This is a genomic window from Paraburkholderia sp. A3BS-1L, assembly GCF_051125215.1.
Classification (GTDB): domain Bacteria; phylum Pseudomonadota; class Gammaproteobacteria; order Burkholderiales; family Burkholderiaceae; genus Paraburkholderia.
Window position 1 is genome coordinate 802,467 of sequence record NZ_CP120445.1, and the last position, 18,890, is coordinate 821,356.

Sequence of the window (18,890 nt, forward strand, 5' to 3'; positions counted from 1 at the left end):
AACGTTACTGTATAGGTATAATGCATGACATGGAAGCCCCAGACACCGATTTTCCCGTTCAGGAATTGCTGCGCCAGCTATCGGCCGACGTGCGCTCGTCAAGTGAAATTGCGCGGCTTTCTGGAGTCAGTCAGCCTACGGTCTCGCGGCTGCGGCTGTCGAACGGCCGCAGGCTGCGCCGGAGTGCGTCATTCAATAAACTATGCAGTTTCTATGGCGTGAAGCCCGCGTCGCGGCATGCGGCCGCCTATAACGAATTGCTGCGCAATGCCATCGTCGATGTGTGGGACGGCTCGGAGGAGCACGGCCGAGCGCTGCTCGTCGTGATCAAGGGATTGAAGGATCTGAGGGAACGGCCCGGCTAGTCACCATGGCCGCGCATGGCGATGCGTCAGGTAACCGGATTTGGGATAGGCGCGCAGCAATGGTGCCCGGTTGGTGAAACATCAACTGACTAAAAGACACGCCAATGGGCTGAAAACGGCTCCCAGAGGCCTTGCAGCGCGGTCGCGGCGTGCGGCAAGCCGGGATAACAGGCCAAAAATCCCATATGCAGTTACCTTTCGCCCTGTGCCGGCTATTGCACAGCGTGCCGCTGCTTTTCGCGAAGCTCGCCTATAAACAAGACGGCAATGCGCGATGCAGCGCGTCGGTAACGTTTCGTTTGCTTCCAGGTTCCCATGAATGCAACGTCGGCTGACAACGTCCGCGCCGCGCCCTGCGCTACCAAGTCGACGACGCATTCGGTTACGCCTTCAATTGCCATTGCTCGCAATGCCGGCGTGCCACTGGATCGGCCTTAAAGCCGTGCGCCGGCACCGAGCGCACGCGCCTGCGCCTGCGCCTCCAACGAGGCGAAAACGATCTGCTCATCCACGGCAACGCAGACGCGGCACACGACGTTCATTGCCGGCACTGCGGCTCGCTGCTCTATTCGGTGGTGCGCGAAGGGGCGTTTGCCCGTGTGACGATGGGCACGCTCGTCGACACGCCCTCCATTCGCCCGCAAGGACATATCTTTGTTGGCTCGAGGGCGCCATGGCACGAAATCGCCGACACGCTGCCGCAGTACGACGAATTCCCGTCATAACGCGCTCGAACGCGTAACAGTCAACGCAAACGCATGGCCACACGTTGTTTTCTTATTGTTGTGCGTTGCAGTCGACATAATGGGGATCGACTGCGGCGAAAGACATTTCGCAGGTGCAACAAAATGTGCGAACCACCGTGCGGAAATCGAGTCTAACCGGGCGCATGGAAAGCCGCGAAGCACCCAAAACACCATTTTGACAACCTTTCAAATTCGTTCCGACCCCGGACAAGCCTGTCTGGTGCGCCGACGCGACGATTACGGTTGCCTCACGTGGCGTAACGCACTACCATACGCGATCTTTCTGCATTGCACGAAAATCCAGGCCGCCATGCCATTGTGCGTTTGGCGCTCGCTCGGCGGGACCGGCACGCGCCCCCGCCCACTCCCCTGCAATTTTTCGTCATCGCCAGGACGCCACGCCGCTGGCGCGTGACCCTTTTTGCCCACGCTGGGCAATTCCTTTCGAGGAGATTGTATTGACAAGCCATGACCGGGAAGACGCGCTGGCCCCGTCTGCCCGCCCCGCCCGCCGCGCAGCCAAGGACAAGACCGGCGATACGACTCAGTTGGACGGCGGCTCGCAACTCGAAAAGCGTCAGCATCAAATGCGTGCGCTCATCAAGCTCGGCCGCGAACGCGGTTACCTGACCCACGCCGACATCAACGACCACCTGCCCGATAACTTCGCGCAGACGGCCGCGCTGGAAACCATCGTCGCCACGTTCAACGACATGGGCGTGCAGGTCTACGAGCAGGCGCCCGACGCCGACACGCTGCTGCTCAACGAAGACACGCGTGCAGACTCGCAGGCCGACGACGAAGCCGATGAGGAAGTTGAAGTCGCGCTCTCGACGGTCGACTCGGAATTCGGCCGCACGACCGATCCTGTGCGCATGTACATGCGCGAAATGGGTTCGAGCGAGCTGCTCACGCGCGCCGGCGAAATCGAAGTCGCCAAGCGCATCGAAGACGGCCTCCAGGAAATGATCCAGGCGATCGCGGCTTGCCCGTCGATCGTCGCGACGATTCTCGCCGACGCGGACCGCGTTGCCGCCGAAGAGATGCGCATCGACGAACTCGTCGACGGCATCGGCAGCGACGAAGCCGCGCAGGAACCCGCAGCGGCCGACGCCGACGCGGACGAAGAAGTCGAAGCCCAGGCATCGGACGAAGAAGATTCGGACGACGAGGACGGCGACGACGACGATGCCGACAACAGCAAGGCCAACGAAGCCCTGCTCGCGCAGTTGAAGGCCGACAGCCTGGCGATCTTCGCGCGCGTACGCGCGCTCTTCGAACAGATGGCGTGCACATCGGATGCGAATGCGCGCGCGTCGGCCGCAGAAATGCAGATCTGCGCGGACATCCAGAGCGAGCTCGCACCTATCCGCTTCACGGCCCGCACCATCGACCGCCTGTGCACGCTGCTGCACGAGCAGGTCGCGCAGATCCGCGCAATCGAGCGCAATGTGCTGGCGATCGTCGTGGACCGCTGCGGCATGCCGCGCGAAGCCTTCGTCGAGCAGTTCCCGGGGCACGAGACCGACCTCGAGTGGGGCGTGCGTGCTGCCGCTGCATCGAGCAAGTACGGTCCCGCCATCGAGCGCAGCCTGCCGGCCATCCAGGCCGAACAACGCAAGCTCGCTGAGATCGAAGCGGCCGCGTCGCTGTCGCTCCAGCAGATCAAGGGCATCAACCGCCGCATGACCGCCGCCGAAGCCAAGATGCGTCAGGCGAAGGGCGAGATGGTCAAGGCCAACCTGCGTCTCGTGATCTCGATCGCGAAGAAGTACGTGAATCGCGGCATGCAGTTCCTCGATCTGATCCAGGAAGGCAACATCGGCCTGATGAAGGCCGTGGACAAGTTCGAATACCGCCGCGGCTGGAAGTTCTCGACGTATGCCACGTGGTGGGTGCGTCAGGCCGTGACGCGCGCGCTCGCCGACCAGGCGCGCACGATCCGCGTGCCGGTGCACATGATCGAGACGATCAACAAGCTGAACCGCATCTCGCGCGAAATTCTGCAGCAGACGGGCATGGAAGCTCATCCGGCCGATCTGGCCGCGCGCATGGGCATGACTGAGGAGAAGGTGCGCGGCATCCTCAAGATCGCCAAGCAGCCGGTCTCGCTCGAAAGCCCGGTGGGCGACGACGGCGACGCGACGCTCGGCGACATGATCGAGGACGCAGGTTCGGCTTCGCCGGCCGATGCGGCGATCCATGCGAACATGCGCGCTGCGATCGACGAGGCGCTCAAGGCGCTCTCCCCGCGCGAAGCGAAGGTGCTGCGTATGCGCTACGGCATCGACACCACTTCCGATCACACGCTCGAAGAAGTGGGCAAGCAGTTCGACGTCACGCGTGAGCGGATCCGCCAGATCGAAAGCAAGGCAATGCGCAAGCTGATGCACCCGAGCCGCGCAGACAAGCTGCGTCCGTTCCTCGAACGGTAAGCGGTTTTATCGCCGCGGTTATTTGGCGATGAATTGAAAAAAGCCCGTCACGCGAGTGACGGGCTTTTTGTTTGGCGGCCAATGTACAAATGCCAAGTCCTTTGGTAGAGAACCGACTAGCGAGCAAGCATGAACGCGACTACGGAACACACAGCGAGTATGTGCTGCGAACTGATTCGCAAGGATCAGTAGCGCCACCGCTTGCATGATCTGGTTTCGGTCTGACTCGAATCCCCCCGAGCATGATGAACCGGGACAATCACATCGATGTGCTCCGGTATTGCATTGCACTCATGACCTGCCCCCTCCAAACAGGGCCAATCGGAGTCTAGTAAAGTTCGTTTTCAGAGAAGAAGACGAACATGAAGAAACGCTTTACGGAACAGCAAATCATCGGTTTTCTGAAGGAAGCCGAGGCCGGCATGCCGGTCAAGGAACTGTGCAGGAAGCACGGATTCAGTGACGCGTCGTTCTACACCTGGCGCGCGAAGTTCGGTGGCATGGAAGTCTCGGAAGCCCGCCGGCTCAAGGACCTCGAGGTGGAGAATGCGCGGCTGAAGAAACTGCTGGCCGAAGCCATGCTCGATATGGAAGCGTTGAAGCTCGTCGTCAAGGGAAAGCCCTGAGCCCGCAAGCCAAACGCGAAGCAGTGTCGGCGATTCGGGAGAAGGTCAACATCTCCGAGCGCCGCGCCTGCCGGCTTGTCGGGCTTTCTCGCAGCGTTCTGCATTACGACGCGAAGCCGGACCACGAGAACGCTATGCTAGCGGCGCGTCTGGTGGAGTTGGCGCACGAACGTCGTCGATTCGGCTACCGCCGGTTGCACGCCTTGGTGGAACGCGAAGGCACACACGCCAATCACAAGCGCGTCTATCGCCTGTACCGTGAGGCAGGGCTGGCTGTGCGGCGCCGTCGCAGGCGCCACGGCGTAATGATTGAGCGCGAGCAACTGGCGTTGCCGAGCGCACCCAATGAGGTGTGGTCAATCGATTTCGTGATGGATGCACTTGCCAACGGCCGGCGCCTGAAATGCCTGACCATCGTCGACGATTTCACGAAAGAGGCTGTCGACATCGTCGTCGACCACGGCATCTCAGGCTTGTATGTCGCTCGGGCATTGGACCGCGCAGCTCGCTTCCGTGGCTATCCCAAGGCGGTGCGAACAGACCAGGGACCCGAATTTACGAGCCGCGCGCTTGACCAGTGGGCGTATGCGAACGGCGTCACTCTGAAGTTGATTCAGGCGGGCAAGCCAACGCAGAATGCGTACATCGAATCGTTCAACGGCAAGTTCCGCGACGAATGCCTTAACGAGCACTGGTTCACGACGCTCGCCCACGCTCGGGCTGTCATCGCGGCATGGCGTCAGGACTACAACGAGGAAAGGCCGCACAGCGCACTGAACTACCTTTCGCCAGCAGAGTTTGCGGCGAAACATCGAGCAACAGCGGATGCTCCTGCCGCTATCCAGGAGCTGGTTTAAAGGGACTTTGCTAGAAGCCCGTTGGCCCTATTGAAGGGGGCAGGTCACTCAAGATATTCGCGCCTGCTTGCAGACGTCCTGACGTTTATAGTTTCTGATTCCTGTAATCCGTTCCACGCGCCTAAACGCCAGAACCCCGGCGCTCATTCGGAGCCACCGGGGTTCTGGACATACTGCATGAGGAGCCTGACGATTACCTACTTTCACACGGGCAATCCGCACTATCATCGGCGTGGAGCTGTTTCACGGTCCTGTTCGGGATGGGAAGGGGTGGGACCAGCTCGCTATGGTCATCAGGCATGACGGGTTGCTGCGTCGCACGGGTTTGGGTGAACCTGGCGCCACAGCCAATCGGGAAGAAGCGTAAAGAGGTGCTGTTTCTTGGGGTTGTGTTGTTTCCGGCACAACACCGATCTCTCAACCTGCGCGTCCTTCACTCCACACCGGGAGGAAGACACACCTGTTATAGGATCAAGCCTTACGGGCAATTAGTATCAGTTAGCTTAACGCATTACTGCGCTTCCACACCTGACCTATCAACGTCCTGGTCTCGAACGACCCTTCAAGGGGATCAAGTCCCCGGGGAAGTCTCATCTTGAGGCGAGTTTCCCGCTTAGATGCTTTCAGCGGTTATCTCTTCCGAACATAGCTACCCGGCAATGCCACTGGCGTGACAACCGGTACACCAGAGGTTCGTCCACTCCGGTCCTCTCGTACTAGGAGCAGGCCCCCTCAAACTTCCAGCGCCCACGGCAGATAGGGACCAAACTGTCTCACGACGTTTTAAACCCAGCTCACGTACCTCTTTAAATGGCGAACAGCCATACCCTTGGGACCGGCTACAGCCCCAGGATGAGATGAGCCGACATCGAGGTGCCAAACACCGCCGTCGATATGAACTCTTGGGCGGTATCAGCCTGTTATCCCCAGAGTACCTTTTATCCGTTGAGCGATGGCCCTTCCATACAGAACCACCGGATCACTATGACCTGCTTTCGCACCTGCTCGACTTGTCAGTCTCGCAGTCAAGCACGCTTATGCCATTGCACTATCAGCACGATTTCCGACCGTACCTAGCGTACCTTCGTACTCCTCCGTTACACTTTGGGAGGAGACCGCCCCAGTCAAACTGCCTACCATGCACTGTCCCCGACCCGGATCACGGGCCAAGGTTAGAACCTCAAACAGATCAGGGTGGTATTTCAAGGACGGCTCCATGCAGACTGGCGTCCACACTTCACAGCCTCCCACCTATCCTACACAAACCGGTTCAAAGTCCAATGCAAAGCTACAGTAAAGGTTCATGGGGTCTTTCCGTCTAGCCGCGGGGAGATTGCATCATCACAAACACTTCAACTTCGCTGAGTCTCGGGAGGAGACAGTGTGGCCATCGTTACGCCATTCGTGCAGGTCGGAACTTACCCGACAAGGAATTTCGCTACCTTAGGACCGTTATAGTTACGGCCGCCGTTTACCGGGACTTCAATCAAGAGCTTGCACCCCATCATTTAATCTTCCGGCACCGGGCAGGCGTCACACCCTATACGTCCACTTTCGTGTTTGCAGAGTGCTGTGTTTTTATTAAACAGTCGCAGCCACCAGTTTATTGCAACCCCTTCACCCTCGGAGCGCAGGCTCCTCAAGCTACCAGGGCGTACCTTATCCCGAAGTTACGGTACCAATTTGCCGAGTTCCTTCTCCCGAGTTCTCTCAAGCGCCTTAGAATACTCATCTCGCCCACCTGTGTCGGTTTGCGGTACGGTTAATGTTGAACTGAAGCTTAGAGGCTTTTCCTGGAACCCCTTCCAGTTGCTTCGCTTCCGAAGAAGCTCGCGCCACACCCTTGAATTACGCGCCCGGATTTGCCAAAGCGCCTTCTCCAATGCAGCGACCGGGACTTCCAACACCCGGACAACCTTCCGCGATCCGTCCCCCCATCGCATTCAACACTAGTGCAGGAATATTGACCTGCTTCCCATCAGCTACGCATTTCTGCCTCGCCTTAGGGGCCGACTCACCCTACGCCGATGAACGTTGCGTAGGAAACCTTGGGCTTACGGCGAGGGGGCCTTTCACCCCCTTTATCGCTACTCATGTCAGCATTCGCACTTCTGATACCTCCAGCACACTTTCCAGTGCACCTTCGCAGGCTTACAGAACGCTCTCCTACCATGCACATAAATGTGCATCCGCAGCTTCGGTATATGGCTTAGCCCCGTTACATCTTCCGCGCAGGACGACTCGATCAGTGAGCTATTACGCTTTCTTTAAAGGGTGGCTGCTTCTAAGCCAACCTCCTGACTGTTTTAGCCTTCCCACTTCGTTTCCCACTTAGCCATATTTGGGGACCTTAGCTGGCGGTCTGGGTTGTTTCCCTCTTGACACCGGACGTTAGCACCCGATGTCTGTCTCCCGTGATTGCACTCTTCGGTATTCGGAGTTTGCTATGGCGACGTAATCCGCAATGGACCCATCAACCATGACAGTGCTCTACCCCCGAAGGTGATACACGAGGCACTACCTAAATAGTTTTCGGAGAGAACCAGCTATTTCCAGGTTTGTTTAGCCTTTCACCCCTATCCACAGCTCATCCCCTAACTTTTCAACGTTAGTGGGTTCGGTCCTCCAGCACGTGTTACCGTGCCTTCAACCTGGCCATGGATAGATCACCTGGTTTCGGGTCTACACCCAGCGACTAATCGCCCTGTTCGGACTCGCTTTCGCTACGCCTGCCCTATTCGGTTAAGCTTGCCACTGAATGTAAGTCGCTGACCCATTATACAAAAGGTACGCCGTCACCCCTTGCGAGGCTCCGACTGTTTGTATGCATGCGGTTTCAGGATCTGTTTCACTCCCCTCCCGGGGTTCTTTTCGCCTTTCCCTCACGGTACTGGTTCACTATCGGTCGATCACGAGTATTTAGCCTTGGAGGATGGTCCCCCCATCTTCAGACAGGATTTCACGTGTCCCGCCCTACTTGTCGCATCCCTAGTTCTTCCATTCCGTTTTCGTCTACAGGGCTATCACCTGCTATGGCCGCACTTTCCAGAGCGTTCGACTAACGGTACAGATAAAGAATGCAGGCTGATCCCATTTCGCTCGCCACTACTCTGGGAATCTCGGTTGATTTCTTTTCCTGCGGCTACTTAGATGTTTCAGTTCGCCGCGTTCGCTTCACGTGACCTATGTATTCAGTCACGGATACTCCATTCGGAGTGGGTTTCCCCATTCGGACATCTCCGGATCAAAGCTTGTTTGCCAGCTCCCCGGAGCTTTTCGCAGGCTACCGCGTCCTTCATCGCCTGTGATCGCCAAGGCATCCACCACATGCACTTGTTCGCTTGACCCTATAACGGGTGCGTCTCTCGACTCACTCGCTACAGGCTGAGTTTTCGCGTTGTGCCGTATTCCAAAGCCCTCTTTCGAGGAACTTAAAAATACATCGATACAATCACAACCCTGATTCACCTACTCCACACCCATCTCTAAGTGTGTTTCAGATAAATCTCTTTACTACTTCTTCCTGATTGTTAAAGAACGACAGCCGATACGTTTTCACATACCGCTCTGACTGGCTCAATCGCCAATGCAAAACTCCCTGCATTTAACTGCTCCTGCAGGATGCTGTGCATTAGGGATTGGTGGAGGATGACGGGATCGAACCGACGACCCCCTGCTTGCAAAGCAGGTGCTCTCCCAGCTGAGCTAATCCCCCAGTCATGCATACTCAAGGGGGTTACCAGTCAGCCACCGCGCAGACAAATTGGTGGGTCTGGATGGATTCGAACCATCGACCCCCGCCTTATCAAGACGGTGCTCTAACCGACTGAGCTACAGACCCCTGAGTCTGTCTTTTCTACAGCCGACAAGTGTGAGCGCTTCAATGAACTTCGCAATGAGCTCTGGAAAGGAGGTGATCCAGCCGCACCTTCCGATACGGCTACCTTGTTACGACTTCACCCCAGTCATGAATCCTGCCGTGGTGACCGTCCTCCTTGCGGTTAGACTAGCCACTTCTGGCAAAACCCACTCCCATGGTGTGACGGGCGGTGTGTACAAGACCCGGGAACGTATTCACCGCGGCATGCTGATCCGCGATTACTAGCGATTCCAGCTTCACGCAGTCGAGTTGCAGACTGCGATCCGGACTACGATCGGTTTTCTGGGATTGGCTCCACCTCGCGGCTTGGCAACCCTCTGTTCCGACCATTGTATGACGTGTGAAGCCCTACCCATAAGGGCCATGAGGACTTGACGTCATCCCCACCTTCCTCCGGTTTGTCACCGGCAGTCTCCCCGGAGTGCTCTTGCGTAGCAACTGGGGACAAGGGTTGCGCTCGTTGCGGGACTTAACCCAACATCTCACGACACGAGCTGACGACAGCCATGCAGCACCTGTGTGACGGCTCCCTTTCGGGCACTCCCGGCTCTCACCAGGATTCCGTCCATGTCAAGGGTAGGTAAGGTTTTTCGCGTTGCATCGAATTAATCCACATCATCCACCGCTTGTGCGGGTCCCCGTCAATTCCTTTGAGTTTTAATCTTGCGACCGTACTCCCCAGGCGGTCAACTTCACGCGTTAGCTACGTTACCAAGCCAATGAAGGCCCGACAACCAGTTGACATCGTTTAGGGCGTGGACTACCAGGGTATCTAATCCTGTTTGCTCCCCACGCTTTCGTGCATGAGCGTCAGTATTGGCCCAGGGGGCTGCCTTCGCCATCGGTATTCCTCCACATCTCTACGCATTTCACTGCTACACGTGGAATTCTACCCCCCTCTGCCATACTCTAGCGATGCAGTCACCAATGCAGTTCCCAGGTTAAGCCCGGGGATTTCACATCGGTCTTGCATCACCGCCTGCGCACGCTTTACGCCCAGTAATTCCGATTAACGCTTGCACCCTACGTATTACCGCGGCTGCTGGCACGTAGTTAGCCGGTGCTTATTCTTCCGGTACCGTCATCCCCCCGGGGTATTAACCCAGAGGTTTTCTTTCCGGACAAAAGTGCTTTACAACCCGAAGGCCTTCTTCACACACGCGGCATTGCTGGATCAGGCTTGCGCCCATTGTCCAAAATTCCCCACTGCTGCCTCCCGTAGGAGTCTGGGCCGTGTCTCAGTCCCAGTGTGGCTGGTCGTCCTCTCAGACCAGCTACGGATCGTCGCCTTGGTGAGCCTTTACCCCACCAACTAGCTAATCCGCCATCGGCCACCCCAATAGCGCGAGGTCTTGCGATCCCCCGCTTTCATCCTAAGATCGTATGCGGTATTAATCCGGCTTTCGCCGGGCTATCCCCCACTACTGGACATGTTCCGATGTATTACTCACCCGTTCGCCACTCGCCACCAGGTGCAAGCACCCGTGCTGCCGTTCGACTTGCATGTGTAAGGCATGCCGCCAGCGTTCAATCTGAGCCAGGATCAAACTCTTCAGTTCAATACCTGTTACTGTTTTCTGTCCCTCTCGAGACAGGTCGCTCACTCAAAGCTGACAGGTTCTGAATAAATTCAAAAACCTGACTTACTTTTGTGTGAGACTCTTGATACTTTCGCTACTCCCGGTCATCCCCGAAAGAATCACCAGGTCACGAAACCCATCAAGCGCCCACACTTATCGGCTGTAAATTTTTAAAGATCGCGTCGCACAAGACACCGGAACCACTTCGAACTACCCGGCGCTTTCTGCGTTGCTGCGTCAGCAGCAGAGAAACGAGATTATGCAGACTCTTCCGCGTTTCGTCAACATCTTTTTTAACGTCGCCGTTTAAAAACTGATGACTTCACGCCCCCGCCGTTTCTCGCGGCAGGCTTCGCTGCCGGACTTCAGCGGGCGAAGGGGGCGAAGGGGGCGAATCTTAGCGCGTCTACCCTCGCTTGCGCAAGCGGGAAAGGCTTTCCGGCACGTCGCTTGCGGCGCACGTCCATCGATCCTCCTATGAGGCACTGCGGTAATCGCAGCGATTCGACCATGAGACAAGTGATTCCCCTGGCTATTGCGCTATCGCTCATTGCCCCGCCTATGGTTCGTGCAGACGACAGTGCAAACCCCTGTGCCGCGCTCAAGCGCATTGTCGCGGCGGCGCCGCAGCGCTTCTCCTCCCTAAGCCCCGAAGATGGTCGAGCCGTTGCACAGCCATACGGAGACGACGCTCGTTGCGCAACGAGTCGAGGCACCTATCAATGTACGTGGAGCACGCGAGACGTCCAGGCCGGATCGATCACGGACACCCTGGAGGGCGTAGGCGCCGATATCGCCTCTTGTTTGCCCAACGCCACCCACGATGAAAACTCCCCCGGCCGCCAACACTTCTACCTGGGCGAGCGCGGCAGCCGCACCGAGATCACCGCGCAAACCGCCGGCGCGAACCGCGTTAAGCTGACCGTCTCACAACAATAGACGCTCCACTGCGCACTGCCGCGCCCTCAATAATGTCCCCGATATCCGTCCAAGCCGCACGGACGTACGATTCGTGTGCAGAATTCACAGCACAAAAATCGCAAGCCATTCTGGACGCGCCGCCCACCCGCGCAGCGCAACAGCAGCTTTGCACGGAATCGGAGTAAGCGCCAAAGCACCGACTCCGATCGACACAGGAGACACCTCATGAGCCGCAGTTCAGCCGTCGACGTCCAGACGTTCATCAACGAGCATCCGTTCTCGCCGTTTCAGTGGTTCATCTTTCTGATGTGCTTCGCCATCGTCCTGCTCGACGGCTTCGACACGGCGGCCATCGGTTTCATCGCGCCGTCGCTGCTAGGCGAGTGGGGACTCACCAAGCCCGCGCTCGCGCCGGTTCTGAGCGCCGCGCTCTTCGGCCTCGCCTGCGGCGCGCTCGTCTCAGGGCCGCTTTCCGATCGGCTGGGCCGCCGCACCATGCTGCTAGGTGCTGTACTGGTGTTCGGTGCGACCTGCCTTGCCTCCGCGTTCGCCTCGGGCATCGAGCAACTCACCTGGCTGCGCTTCATCACCGGCGTGGGTCTGGGCGCCGCCATGCCGAACGCCGTCACGATGATGGGCGAATACTGCCCCGACGCCCGCCGCGCAACGATCATCAATCTGATGTTCTGCGGTTTTCCGCTGGGCGCCGCACTCGGCGGCTTTCTCGCCGCGTGGATGATCCCGCACCTGGGCTGGCGAAGCGTACTCTTGGTCGGCGGTCTCACGCCGCTCGTGCTCGCCGTTCCGCTTGCGCTGCGCCTGCCCGAATCGGTGCGCTACATGGTGGCGAACCAGCGGCCCGCCGAGCGTATCCGCGCTGCGCTCGCGCGCATTTCCGCAGACGCGCAAACCGCGCAGTCGTTCACCATGACCGAGATCACGCCGCACGCCGACGGCAACGGACTTGGTGTGGTGCTCTCGCCGCGCTATGCGATCGGTTCGGTGATGCTGTGGATCGCCTATTTCATGGGCCTCGTGATCTTCTACGCGTCGATCAACTGGATGCCGCTGCTGCTCAAGGACGCCGGCCTGCCGCCCGCTCGCGCGACCCTGATCTCGGCGCTCTTCCCGCTCGGCGGCATCGGCGCCGTGCTGTGCGGCGTTCTGATGGACCGCTTCAACGCCAACCGCATCATTGCCGTGTGCTATGCGCTGACCGCGCTTTCCATATGGCTCATCGGCCAGGCCGTGGGCAATGTGGGCGCACTCGTGCTGGCCGTGTTCGCGGCGGGGGTGCTCATGAATACCGCACAGTCGTCGATGCCCGCGCTCGCAGCGGCTTTTTACCCGACTCGAGGCCGCGGCACCGGCGTTGCGTGGATGCTGGGAATCGGCCGCTTCGGCGGAATCGCCGGGTCATTTCTCGTGGCAGAACTCACGCGCCGGCACTTTTCGTTCGCGGGAATCTTCGCGACGATTGCCGTGGCCGGTCTCGTGGCCTGCGTGGCATTGCTCGTGAAGCAGGCCGCGCGGCCGCACGTCGTGCAAGCGGTGGCGCGCACGGAGAAGGAGTCGTTCGGACACTGAGCGAAGCACTGAGCGCTGCCGCGTGACGGCGCGTTGTGCGTATTTCAGGCGACGGGCCGCACAACCAGCACGCACAACCGGCGCGCGAAGCGCAACATTGACGTGCCGCTCAGCCGCCAAGCGCGGCGAGATTGAGGGTGTGAGATTGGCCAATCCATATAGCGGCGTCGCGATGATCGCGCAACGCATCGCCGGTATTGGGATGCACGAATACGTCGAGCGCGCCGTGATTGAGCACGAGCCACGCAAACACCGTGGCAAATCGTTCGCCCGGGATCGCGAGCTGATATGACCACATCGGATGCGGCCCGACCGGGCGTTCGTGAAAACGCCCGATCCCCACGGCGTCGCCTAGTTGCGCAGCGATGGTTTCACGCAATGCCCAAGCGACGTCGCGCGTGCTGGCATCGAAATAAATATGGGCGTGCCAACCGGAAATATCGGCGGGATCGGGATGATTCATGGCGGTATGTCTGAAGTGCGGGAAATCGGCGAGGTTCGAATCGGCATTGTGCCGCGAAATCCGCCACCCGATGCGCCTGCCGCATCGCGTGTGCCCGCTTGCGTCCGTGCGCGCCGTTCGCGTAAGTGTCGCCCCGCCATCAGCCGCACGATTTCATCGCCGTTCGTATGCCGGGTCTCTCGCGCTCGCCGGCCACCTCCCCCTGCGCAAGACGACAATGCGGTCGGATACCGCAAAAATATCATGCGAGTTGTGGGAAATATGCACGATCGCCATCCTCTGCATCTTGAGCATGCCAATCAGCGCCATCATCTTGCGCTGCTCCGGCGCGCCGAGCGCAGCCGTGGGGTTCGTCCATGATGTTCGAGCGCCGGCGGCACGCCCGTATTGCTCATTGCGCCCCCCCCAGCCGTTCCTTGTACCGATCGATCAGCACCGACACGATGATCACGAACCCCACTACGATGAACTGCCAAAAAGCGTTGACATCGATAAAGACGAGGCCGAATTCGATGACCGCGATGATGAGCGCGCCGATCAACGTGCCAATCACGGTGCCGGTGCCGCCAAACAGGCTCCGGCCGCCGATCACGACCGCCGCGATCGAATCGAGCAGCATCGGCTCGCCCGCGTAGGCGACGCCGGCCGCGAAACGCGCGGTATAAACGATGCCGCCGACTGCGGCGAGTGCGGCCGCGATCAGATAGATCGCAAACAGATGACGACGGACATTGATGCCTGCATGCACGGCTAATTGCGGATTGCCGCCGATTGCACAGGTGTACTGCCAAAATTTCGTTTGCGACAGCACGAAGTGCATGAACATCAGCAGCACGGCGGTGAGCACCACGGGTCTCCAGCCCTCGCCGAGCCATGCGAGCCCCGTGTTGTCGACGGGCACGGTCATGCCGCGGCCCGCCGCCAGAAAGCCCGCGCCGCGCCTCACCGTACATGCCGAGCGTGCCGATGAACGCGGGCGCGCCAAGGCGTGCAATCAGCACGCCATTGACGAGGCCCGGAATCAGGCAAATGAAGATCGTGAGCGGAATCGACAGCAGCGGCACCCACGGCGAGCCGCCGCCCGGAATCGTGAACTGCGCAACGCACACGGCGGCGAGCCCAATGACGAATCCCATCGAGAGATCGATGGCCGCCGTCAAGGTAGCAGTGGCTCAGTATCCTGGCGCCCCCCTGCCAGGCCTCGTGTTTTCCAGCAGTCTTATCGCACCGGATTCAGTGCACATCTCTGTGCGAATCGCGGAGGTGATTGCAGGCGCATCATTGCAGAAACAACCGGTAAGCCGGATTCTGCGTCTCCTCCCAATGCGGATAGCCGAGCGTGGCGAGAAAGCGGCGGAACTCCGCGTCCTCGGCCGCCGGCACCTGGATGCCCACCAGAATCGAACTGTAATCCGCGCCCTGGTTGCGGTAGTGGAACAGACTGATGTTCCAGTTCGGCGCCATCGATGAGAGAAAGCGCATCAGCGCGCCCGGACGCTCCGGAAACTCGAAGCGGAACAGCCGCTCGTCGTGCGCGAGCGGCGAGCGCCCGCCCACCATGTAGCGGATGTGCTGCTTGGAGAGCTCGTCGCCGGTAAGGTCGACGCACGGGAAACCGTGATCGACGAAGGCCTGCGCGATCTGCTGCGACTCGCCCCGGTTGCGGATCTGCACGCCCACGAAAATGTGCGCGCGCTCGGCGTCGTCGATGCGGTAGTTGAACTCGGTCACGCTGCGCGTGCCCACGAGTTCGCAGAAGCGTTTGAAGCTGCCGCGTTCCTCGGGGATCGTCACCGCGAACACCGCCTCGCGCGCCTCGCCCACCTCCGCGCGCTCGGCCACGAAGCGCATGCGGTCGAAGTTCATGTTCGCACCCGAGGTCACCGCCACCAGCGTCTGGCCCGTGATGCCCTCGCGCTCCGCGTACTGCTTGGCGCCCGCCACGGCCAGCGCGCCCGCCGGCTCCAGCACGCTGCGCGTGTCCTGGAAGACGTCCTTGATGGCCGCGCACAGCGCGTCGGTGTCCACCGTGAGCACCTCGTCCAGATACTGCCGGCACAGCCGGAAGGTTTCCTCGCCCACGAGCTTGACCGCCGTGCCGTCCGAGAACAGGCCCACTTCGCTCAACTCCACGCGCTTGCCGGCCTTCATCGATTGCGCCATCGCGCACGAATCGTCCGTCTGCACGCCGATCACGCGGATCTCGGGGCGCACCGCCTTCACGTAGGCCGCCATGCCCGCCGCAAGCCCGCCGCCGCCGATCGGCACAAAGATCGCGTGAATCGGGGCCTGATGCTTGCTGAGCACTTCCATCGCCACGGTGCCCTGGCCTGCGATCACATGCGGATCGTCGAACGGATGCACGAAAGTCAGTCCGCGCTGCTCCTGCAGGCGCACGGCGTGCGCGTAGGCGTCGCTATAGGATTCGCCGGCCTGCACGACCTCGACGGTGGGGCCGCCGTGGGCGCGCACCGCGTCGACCTTGACCTGGGGCGTGGTGACCGGCACGCAGATCACGGCCTTCACGCCGAGCCGGGCAGCTGAAAGCGCCACGCCCTGGGCGTGATTGCCGGCCGAGGCGGTGATCACGCCGCGCTCGAGCTGCGCGGGCGTGAGGTGCGCCATCTTGTTGTAGGCGCCGCGCAGCTTGAAGGAGAACACGGGCTGGTTGTCCTCGCGCTTGAGCAGGACGGTGTTGCGCAGGCGCGCCGAGAGGTTCGGCGCCCGCTCCAGTTCGGTCTCGCGGGCCACGTCGTAGACGCGGGCGGTGAGGATCATGCGAAGGTAATCCGTTTGCCGCGCGTTGCTGGCTTTGCTGTTGACCGTAGCGGCCTCGGTTGCGTCGGCTTCCACTACGGTTTGACTCGATTCGACCTGCATGACGACTCCTGTGCTGTCTCTTGATATCTCTTGTTGCCAGGAGGCGGAAACAAAAAACCCGCCTCGTGGGGCGGGTTGTTGTCGCTTATGCCAGACGTACGCTAACCCACCATTCGATGAATGGTGCGAATAATCAGCGTAATCGGGCAGTGGCGGGAATTCATTCGCACAAGCATGAGGGAGGCCGCATCAATTGTCAATCCAGCATTCGCCTTGACGAAATGTCTTGATAACTACAAATTACATTTCAAATAATACCTTTTGAGCTTTAAAACGGTCATTAGCATGCCGCGAACGCAGCTGCAGTCTTTTGGCCTTCAATTAAACACGTCCAGCCGTGAAACATTCTAGGAACTCACACACATCTGATTGATTAAAAAAGGGAAATGCTAGCGCGACGATTATCGGGCCGTGTTTCACGGTTTCGACCCCAGCCACGTTTTTACGCTACAGGCAGTGTTCTGAGTCCAAAAAAGCAGAGGGCAGGCGCCCTTCCGGCCCTGCCCTCTCGGACGTTCATGCGTTCGGTTTCAGTCTGCCTCGGCCGTATCCATCTCAACCGCATCTATCTCGGCAGCCCATTCATCAATCACCGCCTTCATCCGTTCGGCCAGACGCTGCTGATCTACCGTAGCAATGCCTTTCAGGCTCAACTCGGCACGGCCATCGCCGAAAAGCTTCAGTTCCCCAAGCGCCACGCCATCCGGGCGATTGAACTGCACGCGGGACTGATAATGCGTGCGGCGCGGCCCGATACGCCGAGCACCGGCCTCCGCGGACGCCGCAGCTTCGAGTTTGCGCACGCTCGCCTTGCCTTCGATGACCTGCCCGAGCCAGTGCTCGGCGACGCTCACACCAGCGCGGTCGAAGATCAACTTGATGTTGTAGGCATGTCCAAGGCCGATATCCTTGCGATGCTGGGCCATACGCTGCAAGAGATACGGAGGCAAAGACGTGAGCGAAATCACCTTGCTGATGTGTTTCGGGTCTTCACCAACCGCTACACCCAGTTCAACTTGGTCGACGTAGACACCATCATCCAGCAACTTCTTCCAGGCAAGCGCGTCGTCAAAAACCGTCTGCTCCTCTCTCTCCTTGTTGGCGTGATAGGCACGCAGATAGAGGTTCTGGTTATCGAGGCCATCGCGAACATCGGCATCGATATGCTTGTCGCCGCGCGAGCGCGCCGCGCGGATACGGCGTTCGCCGTCGACAATCACATATTTGCCGGGAAACTCGGGCAGGCGCGTGACAAGAATCGGCGTGATCTGGCCCTGCGCGGCAAAACTCTCCGCAAGCTCGTCGATTGTCTCTGCGCTGTAAAAGGCGCGTGGATTGTACGGATTAGAGACGACATCTTCGAGTGGAATTCTCGTAACCGCATGAACCGCCGTAGCAGCAGACGGCTCCACCGGTGCGACCTCAATCCGCGCGGCAGGCGCCGCGTCGCGCTGTGCGATACCCACGATGTCGCCGTCGGCAAGCCGCTCGCCTGCGGATGCGCGTTCAACGGCCATGCCCGCGCGAACCTTGCTGGTGAAGTTAAGCTTAGTTGCCATCGACGACCTCCTCTTCTTCCTGAACGAGCGCAATGATTTCGTTGTAAACCGCGGAAATTTCGTCTTTGGCGACCTTCGTGCCGCGCACACCTTTTACGTCGAAGACCGTTCGCCCAAGCGCCGCCGTCTGTCGATACAGTTCACGTTGCTTGATGGTAGCCGCGAGCACGTGAACATTGCTCTCGGCAAGAATCGCGCTCATCTGTGTGTGCAGGAGAGTCTTCGAATTGGCCTTATTCAGCAAAATTGCGAATTTTCCAGCAGGATTAGCCACTCGCGTACGCTCGACCAACTCCATCATCCCTTCACTACTCCATATGTCGATCGGAGATGCGTCGGTCGGGATGATGGTCGCATCGGCAACAGCAAGGACTCGAGCGGTGGTTAGGTCGTTGATGTTCGGCGGACAGTCGACAATGACGACGTCATAGTCGTTCGCAAGCGCGGCGATCTCCGGGCCGATCATCTTATCGAGCTTATTGATGCTACCAACACGAAATGGGAGCGGCGTTTCCGGACCGGAAGCCGCGCACCAACTCATGCACGATTGCTGACCATCGGCATCGGCGACATAGACCTTGTAGCCCTCGGATCGAAAAGCCCCCGCCAGATTCATGCTGGTTGTGGTTTTTCCCACTCCACCCTTTTGGTTCGCTACCGCAATGACCAGTCCCATTCAGTTCTCCATGCAATGTTCAACGCTGGCATCGCCTAACGCCATTCTCCACGTGGAGAGTCTCCAGCGAGTCACTTGGCAGTCTAGCGGCAAGTTAAAGTAAATTCTAGCTTCAGCGCTAGAATCGTTGCCAGATCACAACCAAACTGACCATTCTGACAAGAGATTCGACGAAGTGAGATTTTTTCGGGTTCGATATTCGATCAGATGACTGTCGTGCCGATGGGCGATCTCCACGTGGAGACTCTAAGCAGCATGTGGGGAGGTTTCGTCGACGAGGCTTCCCTCTGCGGAATCGCTAAGATGGGCTTCGAG

General features: G+C 59.3%; 11 protein-coding genes, 2 tRNA genes and 3 rRNA genes. 6 read left to right on the forward strand and 10 right to left on the reverse strand.

Annotation, left to right across the window (positions count from 1 at the left end; translation table 11 throughout):
* The first annotated feature begins 29 nt into the window (after nt 1–29).
* The 4 genes from P5W99_RS34375 to P5W99_RS34390 all read left to right on the forward strand — a co-directional run bounded on the left by P5W99_RS34375 (nt 30) and on the right by P5W99_RS34390 (nt 5,029).
* A complete protein-coding gene (locus P5W99_RS34375; protein WP_213308937.1) occupies nt 30–365 on the forward strand; it encodes a helix-turn-helix domain-containing protein in 336 nt (111 codons plus the stop codon).
* Nucleotides 366–718: 353 nt separating this feature from the next.
* Nucleotides 719–1,090 carry a GFA family protein gene (locus P5W99_RS34380; protein WP_434666640.1) on the forward strand — a complete coding sequence of 124 codons (372 nt, stop codon included), beginning with the start codon at nt 719–721 and terminating at the stop codon, nt 1,088–1,090.
* A 479-nt stretch (nt 1,091–1,569) separates the two neighbouring features.
* A complete protein-coding gene (gene rpoD, locus P5W99_RS34385) occupies nt 1,570–3,546 on the forward strand; it encodes an RNA polymerase sigma factor RpoD (protein ID WP_421028262.1) in 1,977 nt (658 codons plus the stop codon).
* Nucleotides 3,547–3,908: 362 nt separating this feature from the next.
* Nucleotides 3,909–5,029 (forward strand): IS3 family transposase gene (locus P5W99_RS34390; protein WP_434665780.1). Its coding sequence is split into 2 segments (ribosomal slippage): nt 3,909–4,167 and nt 4,167–5,029, totalling 1,122 coding nucleotides; the frame shifts between segments, so codons are not numbered across the junction.
* A 184-nt stretch (nt 5,030–5,213) separates the two neighbouring features.
* Here P5W99_RS34390 and rrf read toward each other — a convergent pair.
* From rrf to P5W99_RS34415, 5 genes are all read right to left on the reverse strand, one after another.
* A 5S ribosomal RNA gene (gene rrf, locus P5W99_RS34395) occupies nt 5,214–5,327 on the reverse strand.
* Between the two features lie 169 nt (nt 5,328–5,496).
* Nucleotides 5,497–8,376: ribosomal RNA gene (locus P5W99_RS34400) — 23S ribosomal RNA — on the reverse strand.
* A 292-nt stretch (nt 8,377–8,668) separates the two neighbouring features.
* Nucleotides 8,669–8,744: transfer RNA gene (locus P5W99_RS34405), tRNA-Ala, on the reverse strand.
* Between the two features lie 49 nt (nt 8,745–8,793).
* Nucleotides 8,794–8,870: transfer RNA gene (locus P5W99_RS34410), tRNA-Ile, on the reverse strand.
* 65 nt (nt 8,871–8,935) lie between these two features.
* A 16S ribosomal RNA gene (locus tag P5W99_RS34415) occupies nt 8,936–10,468 on the reverse strand.
* The 16S, 23S and 5S rRNA genes sit together here with 2 tRNA genes alongside, the layout of an rRNA operon.
* Nucleotides 10,469–10,999: 531 nt before the next feature.
* Here P5W99_RS34415 and P5W99_RS34420 point away from each other — a divergent pair.
* Together P5W99_RS34420 and P5W99_RS34425 are read left to right on the forward strand one after the other, a co-directional pair.
* Nucleotides 11,000–11,428 carry a hypothetical protein gene (locus P5W99_RS34420; RefSeq protein ID WP_421028263.1) on the forward strand — a complete coding sequence of 143 codons (429 nt, stop codon included), beginning with the start codon at nt 11,000–11,002 and terminating at the stop codon, nt 11,426–11,428.
* A gap of 207 nt (nt 11,429–11,635) precedes the next feature.
* A complete protein-coding gene (locus P5W99_RS34425) occupies nt 11,636–12,997 on the forward strand; it encodes an MFS transporter (protein ID WP_421028264.1) in 1,362 nt (453 codons plus the stop codon).
* A gap of 109 nt (nt 12,998–13,106) precedes the next feature.
* On the opposite strand, the gene P5W99_RS34430 is transcribed toward P5W99_RS34425, so the two are convergent.
* The 5 genes from P5W99_RS34430 to parA all read right to left on the reverse strand — a co-directional run bounded on the left by P5W99_RS34430 (nt 13,107) and on the right by parA (nt 18,575).
* The gene (locus P5W99_RS34430) at nt 13,107–13,460 is read right to left on the reverse strand and encodes a DOPA 4,5-dioxygenase family protein (protein WP_421028265.1); all 354 of its coding nucleotides are present in this window, start codon (nt 13,458–13,460) and stop codon (nt 13,107–13,109) included.
* 391 nt (nt 13,461–13,851) lie between these two features.
* Nucleotides 13,852–14,307, reverse strand: coding sequence for an ABC transporter permease subunit (locus P5W99_RS34435; RefSeq protein ID WP_421028266.1), 456 nt, complete (start codon nt 14,305–14,307; stop codon nt 13,852–13,854).
* A gap of 431 nt (nt 14,308–14,738) precedes the next feature.
* Nucleotides 14,739–16,340 (reverse strand): threonine ammonia-lyase, biosynthetic, encoded by a 1,602-nt coding sequence (ilvA, locus tag P5W99_RS34440; RefSeq protein ID WP_421028267.1) that lies wholly within the window; start codon nt 16,338–16,340, stop codon nt 14,739–14,741.
* 530 nt (nt 16,341–16,870) lie between these two features.
* Complete coding sequence (locus P5W99_RS34445; RefSeq protein ID WP_421028268.1) at nt 16,871–17,899, reverse strand: ParB/RepB/Spo0J family partition protein; 1,029 nt, start codon at nt 17,897–17,899, stop codon at nt 16,871–16,873.
* Entirely contained in the window at nt 17,889–18,575 is a 687-nt protein-coding gene (gene parA, locus P5W99_RS34450) for a ParA family partition ATPase (protein WP_421028269.1), read from the reverse strand. The genes P5W99_RS34445 and parA overlap by 11 nt, the downstream gene beginning before the upstream one ends.
* Between the last annotated feature and the right edge of the window lie 315 nt (nt 18,576–18,890).

What these genes read in the sequence shown, in the direction of transcription:
- P5W99_RS34375 (WP_213308937.1), top strand. Translation starts at nt 30, where the DNA reads ATGGAAGCCCCAGACACCGATTTTCCCGTTCAGGAATTGCTGCGCCAG.
- P5W99_RS34420 (WP_421028263.1), top strand. Translation starts at nt 11,000, where the DNA reads ATGAGACAAGTGATTCCCCTGGCTATTGCGCTATCGCTCATTGCCCCG.
- P5W99_RS34425 (WP_421028264.1), top strand. Translation starts at nt 11,636, where the DNA reads ATGAGCCGCAGTTCAGCCGTCGACGTCCAGACGTTCATCAACGAGCAT.
- P5W99_RS34430 (WP_421028265.1), bottom strand. Translation starts at nt 13,460, where the DNA reads ATGAATCATCCCGATCCCGCCGATATTTCCGGTTGGCACGCCCATATT.
- ilvA (WP_421028267.1), bottom strand. Translation starts at nt 16,340, where the DNA reads ATGCAGGTCGAATCGAGTCAAACCGTAGTGGAAGCCGACGCAACCGAG.
- P5W99_RS34445 (WP_421028268.1), bottom strand. Translation starts at nt 17,899, where the DNA reads ATGGCAACTAAGCTTAACTTCACCAGCAAGGTTCGCGCGGGCATGGCC.
- parA (WP_421028269.1), bottom strand. Translation starts at nt 18,575, where the DNA reads ATGGGACTGGTCATTGCGGTAGCGAACCAAAAGGGTGGAGTGGGAAAA.